At 66.5% G+C, this 1,853-nt stretch carries 2 protein-coding genes; both read right to left on the reverse strand.

Going from position 1 to position 1,853, the window contains the following annotated elements:
- Positions 1-248 (reverse strand): ATP-binding protein (locus BMW87_RS34560; RefSeq protein ID WP_218149822.1); only part of this gene is annotated, 248 nt, incomplete at its 3' end.
- Positions 241-1,773, reverse strand: a complete 1,533-nt coding sequence (gene istA / locus BMW87_RS34565; protein WP_093083105.1) for an IS21 family transposase — start codon at positions 1,771-1,773, stop codon at positions 241-243. The genes BMW87_RS34560 and istA, both read right to left, overlap by 8 nt.
- Between the last annotated feature and the right edge of the window lie 80 nt (positions 1,774-1,853).

A 1,853-nucleotide genomic window follows, 5' to 3' on the forward strand; every position in this document is an offset into this window, starting at 1 on the left:
TGTGAGACGGAGAAGTCGAACCCGGCCAGGTCGCGGTGCATGGGGAAGCGCGCCGACTTCATCTGGTGAGCAATGGAGCGCATTGCCCGGTCAGCGTCTTCGGCCTGCAGCAGGTGCTCCACCAGCCAGCGTGATGCAGCCAGGGTCGTATCGCCGCCTTGCTCCGTCAGATCGGCCCAGGCGGTGGCCATGCCGTTGAGCCGCAGCGCCTTCAGTTGGGCCTGTACATCGATGGAGGGCTCACGCATGGCCGACCTCCTGTCCGTCCAGATGATCCTGGTGGGTGGGGCGCAGCCGGTCGTAGCGCGCGGTGTCGGCCTTGGGCGCCTGGGTGAGTCGCAGGGATGTCTGCGCCTGGTCCGGCGTGGCCGGGCTGTTCAGGCGGGCCAGCACGTTGCGCACGTGCTCCACGCTGATGCTGCCGCTGGGCGCTCTGCCTTCGAGCACCAGCTCGATGGCCACCAGCACCGCCTCCAGCCCGGCCTGCGGCACCACGGCCAGCACCTGTGCCATGACCCGGTCTCCTCCAGGGTGCCTGAGCAGCGACTGGCGCAAGCGCAGCAACGGCGCCGGCAGGTCCAGGAACGGCGTGCCGTTGCGCAATGCGCCCGGCTTGCGCTGCACCAGCTCGATGTAGTGCTGCCAGTCGTAGCTGGTCTGGCCGCTGCCCGGCAGCCGGGCATGGCTGGCCACGACGGCGTCCGCGGCCGCCACATCGATTCGCTCTGGATAGACGCGGGTGCTGACGATGTGGCCGGCCCACTCGCACGGCACGGAGTAACGGTTGCGCGCGGCGGCCACCAGGCAGGTGCTGCTGACCCGGGCCAGCCGCTCGACGTAGCCGTCGAAGGTGGCCGGCATGGACATGAGGTGAGGCTTCTCCAGCTCCCACATCTCGGCCACGGTGAACTGCCGGTGGATCGGGTGCGTGGTGTCACTCCACACCGAACGACACCGCTCACTCAGCCAGGCATTGAGTTCGATGAACGAGCCGAAGCGCCGGGTTGCGGCTTCGATCCAGATGCGCCGGCGACTGTCCTGCACGTTCTTCTCGACCACACCCTTCTCCCAGCCGGAGGCGACGTTGCAGAAGTCGGGGTCGAACAGGTAGTGGCTGCACATGGCAGCGAAGCGCGCGTTGACGGTGCGCTGCTTGCCGCGTTGCACCTTGTCCACGGCGGTGCGCATGTTGTCGTAGATGCCGCGCCGGGTGACGCCGCCGAGTGCCTGGAACGAGCGGGTGTGGGCGTCGAACAGCATCTCGTGGCCCTGGCTGGGGTAGGCCACCAGCCAGAAGGCTCGACTGGCGCACAGCTTCAGGTGCGCCACCTGCACGTTGTAGAACACGCCACCGACGACCATGGCTTCGACGCTCCAGTCGAACTGGAAGGCCTCGCCCAGTTCGAAGCTCATCGGAACGAACGCCTTGGCCGGACTGGCTGCCGACTCCACCCGCCAGCGCCGGATGTAGTCGGTGACGGCGCTGTAGCCGCCGCGGTAGCCCTGGGCCTGTATCTGAGCAAACAAGGCACGGCCGCTGCGCCGTCCCTGCTTCGGGCGATGGCTGTCGGTCGTAAGCGCTTGGTGCAGGGCCGGCTCGAACGCCGTGAGCTTGCCGTCGAGCTTCACCCGCTCGTACTTCGGCACAACATCGCCGGGCGCCTTGAGCCACTTCTTGACCGTGTTGCGCGACAGGCCTGTGCGCTTTGCGATCTCGCTGAGGGATAGTTGGTCGCGCAGTCTCATGCGCCTGACCTTGCCAATCATGTCCATGGTGATCACCTTGAATCCCCTGCTGAAATTCTCAGCAGGTCAGTGGAACACCCTGGTCAATTTTGGATTGGCACTTTGCG

Origin of the sequence: Variovorax sp. OV084, assembly GCF_900111625.1 — a bacterium.
GTDB lineage: Bacteria > Pseudomonadota > Gammaproteobacteria > Burkholderiales > Burkholderiaceae_C > Variovorax.

Excerpts from the sequence above, each read along its gene's own strand:
- istA (WP_093083105.1), bottom strand. The coding sequence starts at position 1,773 with ATGGACATGATTGGCAAGGTCAGGCGCATGAGACTGCGCGACCAACTA.